Raw genomic sequence first — 3,927 nt, 5'->3', positions numbered from 1 at the left:
GAAAAAGCCCGCCCCGGCGGCAGCCCCCGGCGAGAATGGCCCGGTGCGGTACAAAATTCTGGGCGTCACCCAGGCCGAGGACGACCACGGCACCGCCGTACCCCTAGGAGGTCCCCGCCTCCGCGCCCTCCTGACGGCCCTCGCCCTGAGGCCGAACCGCGCGACGACACCGGACACCCTCATCGACGAGGTCTGGTCGGACGACCCGCCGCACGACGCCCCCGCCGCCCTCCAGGCCCTCGTCGCCCGCCTCCGCCGAGCCCTCGGCAAGGAGGCGATCACCTCGGAAACGGGCGGCTACCGCCTCAACGCCACCCCAGAAGACGTGGACCTGTTCGTCTTCGAGCGCCTCGTCCGAGAGGGCAAGGCGGCCCTGGCAGAGGCCTCCGCCGACGCCTCCGCCGCCGCCGAAGCCGCCCGCACCCTGAGCGAGGCACTCGCCCTGTGGCGCGGCCCCGCCCTCGCCGACCTCCCCGACCGCACTGCGGCCACCCGCCCGGAGGCCCTGCGCCAGGAGGCCACACGCGCGCGCGTGGAGGCGGATCTGCGACTCGGCCGCGCCGACGACGCCGTACCGGAGCTGAGAGAGCTCACCGAGGCCCACCCGTACGACGAACCCCTGCACGCCCTCCTCATCCGCGCCCTGCGCGACACGGGCCGAAACGCGGACGGCCTGGCCGCGTACGAATCGGCCCGCCGCGCCCTTGCCGACGGCCTGGGCACGGACCCCGGCCCGGAACTACGAGCCCTGCACGCGCAGTTGCTGACCCCACGACCGACGCCGACGCCGACGCAGGCACAGGCGGCGGCACCGGCACCGGCACCGGCACCGGCAAGCACACCCACACCAACCCCGTACGCGAACACCACCACCCCGAGAGCCGAGCGAACCGGAAACATCCGCCCCCGCCTGAATTCCTTCGTAGGACGGGAACCCGAACTCGAAGCCATCCGTTTCGAATTGCACAGGGCCCGCCTCGTCACCCTCACCGGACCGGGCGGCTCCGGCAAGACCCGCCTCGCCGAGGAAGCCGCCGCCGGGCTTCCGCAGGCATGGCTGGCCGAGCTCGCCCCGCTCGACCGGCCGGAGGCGGTGGCAGGCGCGGTCGTCAGTGCCCTCGGTTTGCGCGAGACCGTACTGATGACGAACGAGATGGCGGTGGCGCAGGACGACCCGGTCGCGCTGCTCATCGAGTACTGCGCCCCGCGCAGCCAACTCCTGATCCTTGACAACTGCGAACATGTCATCGACGCGGCGGCAGAGCTCGCCGAAACCCTCCTCACCCACTGCCCGGGGCTCACGATCCTCGCCACCAGCCGCGAACCCCTGGGTGTGCCGGGCGAGTCCGTGCGCCCGGTCGAGCCCCTGCCCCCCGACCCGGCGCACCGCCTCTTCATGGAGCGCGCAGCGGTCGCACGCCCCGACGCCGACGCCGATGTGGCCCACGACCCCGGGGCCGTCGACGAGATCTGCCGCCGGCTCGACGGACTGCCCCTGGCCATCGAACTGGCCGCGGCCCGGCTGCGCATGCTCACCCCGCGACAGATCACCGACCGCCTAGACGACCGCTTCCGGCTCCTCACCTCGGGAAGTCGTACGGTCCTGCCCCGCCAGCAGACCCTGCGAGCCGTCGTCGACTGGTCCTGGGACCTCCTCGACGAGCGGGAGCGGACCGTCCTGCGCGAGGTCTCCGTCTTCGCGGGCGGCTGGGACCTGGAGGCCGCGGAGGCCGTGTGCACGGGGCCCGTGGCCGACCTCATCGGGGCGCTCGTCGACAAGTCCCTGATCGTCGCGACGCCGTACGAGCGGAAGGGCTTCGCGGGCATGCGCTATCGGATGCTGGAGACGATCCACGAGTACGCCACCGAGCGCGCCGCCGAGATCCCCGAACTGCGCGCCGCGGCCGAGCGCCGACACCGCGCGTGGGTTCGCGCCCTCGTGGAGGAGGCCGAGCCACGCCTCCGTTCCGCCGACCAACTCCCATGGATCAGCCGCCTGGAAACCGACCTGGACAACATCCGCTCCGCCCTCCACCGCAGCATCCTCGCCGCCGACGAGGACGAATCCGCCGCCCTGGTACTGGCCATGGGCTGGTTCTGGTGGCTGCGCAACTTCCGCCGGGAGGGCGCGACCTGGACGGAACGGGCCTTGCGCCTCGGAGCGACACTCGACGCACGAGCCGGAAAGGGACGCACATCCGCGGACGCGGTCTGCGGCGCGCCTGTGCTCACCCTCGACACCACCGACTCCCTGGACGTCTACCTCGCCGATCCCGAAGCCGAGAAGGGCCACCCGTTGCACAGCCTGCGGATGCAACTGCGGATGTTGCATCTCTTCCTGGTGGCGGACTTGGGGATGGACGGGCTCAAGGACGAACGGCTGCTGCCGTATGCCGTGCACGTGCGGGACGCGATGGCGCAGGGCGGTCCGGACGCGGCACGGTTCCCGGGGATCACCTGGCCGTTCATATGGCACATCCTGGGCAGTCCGGAGCAAGCACGATCCGCCCTTGACGCCGCGCTGGCCAACTGCCGGGCGTACGGCGGCGACTGGGAGATCGGCGTCGCCCTGATGTTCCGTACGCACATGGCCGTCGACACACCCGGCGGCATGCACGGCGTCGACGAGGACCTCGCGGAGCTGCGCGTCATCGCCTCACGCGCGGGTGACCGCTGGATGCGCGCCCAGGTGTGCAGCGCGGGCGGCGAGGCGGCCATGGCGCGCGGCCGTTTCGAGGAGGCGAAGGAGGAGTACGAGGAGGCGCTGCGGCTCGCCCGCGAGGTGGGCGCGTGGGCGGAGACGCCGTTCCTGATCGCCCGGCTCGGCGAGATCGCGTACCGCGCGGGCGATCGTGCCGCCGCGCTCGCCGCCCTGGACGAGGCGAACGCGGTGGGTGAGCGCTACGCGGTGCCCGACTCCGTGGCCTTCGTTCTCCTGATGCGGGCCCAAATGGCCCTCGACGACGGGGAGTTCGAGCGGGCGCGCGAGCTGTGCGAGGCGGCCCGCGTGGAGACGGCCCGTGGCACACCGCCCCCGCAGTTCATGGCCGCGCTCAACGGCATCGACGCTCTCCTCATGCTCGCCGAGTCGGGCCCCGAACGAGCTCTGCTCAAGCTGGCCGACGCCTTGCGCGAGGCCGTGGCCGGGCACTCCGCGGAGGTGGTCCTCGCGGCACTGGCCGACACGGCGGCGCACGTCCTGGCCGAGCGCGGCGACCATCCGCGCGCGGTCCGGCTGCTCGCCGCCGGATCCCGCTGGCTCGGAGACCGCCCCCGCCCCCTGCCGGAACGCCTGGAATCCGAGCGCATCGAGGCCGAGGCCCTGGCCGGACTGGGCCCCGAGCGCTACGAGGCCGAGCGCGCCACCGGCGCCACGTTCACCGCGGACGACGTCCTGCGCGAACTCACCGAGGCGACGAGCGAGTAGCAGCGACCAGCACTGTCACCGACACCGGAACCGGGACTCCGCCCAGTCCGCCAACGCTGTCGAATCAAACGGCGTGTGCGGCTCGACGACCAGGCGGACCGTCTGCTTCCCAGTCAGGTTCACCTGCACCGGAACCGCCGGCTCGCCCCCCTGGATCAGCGGCGACCGCCACATCGGCACCCCGTCCGCGTACACGGAGAACCGCACCTGCCCGAGCCCCATCGTCATGTCGTCCACGCCGACCTTCGCGTCGTACGAAGAGCACGTGCGGTTGAGATCGATGGTGACCGAGGACGAACCGTGCACGGTGACACCATCCGCGTACCGCTTGTCGCTGATCGACATGCCGTACCGCTGCCAGACCCAGCTGCTCTCGCCGAGCCGCATCTCGGGTTCGGTGCCATCGCCGGTGACGCCGTACTCCAGCTCGTTCCACCGGTAGTCCGCCGGGGCCGGAGGCGGCGCGGGCTCGGCAGGCGGGGGCGGCGTCGGCTTCGGGG

General features: G+C 72.4%; 2 protein-coding genes. One reads left to right on the top strand and one right to left on the bottom strand.

What is annotated here, in order from left to right:
* Positions 1-43: 43 nt before the first annotated feature.
* Positions 44-3,427: a BTAD domain-containing putative transcriptional regulator gene (locus G5C60_RS49830; RefSeq protein WP_165270803.1), complete on the top strand. Its 3,384-nt coding sequence runs from the start codon at positions 44-46 to the stop codon at positions 3,425-3,427.
* Positions 3,428-3,442: 15 nt separating this feature from the next.
* On the opposite strand, the gene G5C60_RS49825 is transcribed toward G5C60_RS49830, so the two are convergent.
* Positions 3,443-3,927 (bottom strand): NPCBM/NEW2 domain-containing protein (locus G5C60_RS49825; RefSeq protein ID WP_165270801.1); only part of this gene is annotated, 485 nt, incomplete at its 5' end.

Origin of the sequence: Streptomyces scabichelini, assembly GCF_011045015.1 — a bacterium.
GTDB lineage: Bacteria > Actinomycetota > Actinomycetes > Streptomycetales > Streptomycetaceae > Streptomyces > Streptomyces scabichelini.
The sequence above is the reverse complement of the archived record's forward strand: the minus strand, read 5'-3'. Positions and strand labels throughout refer to the sequence as shown.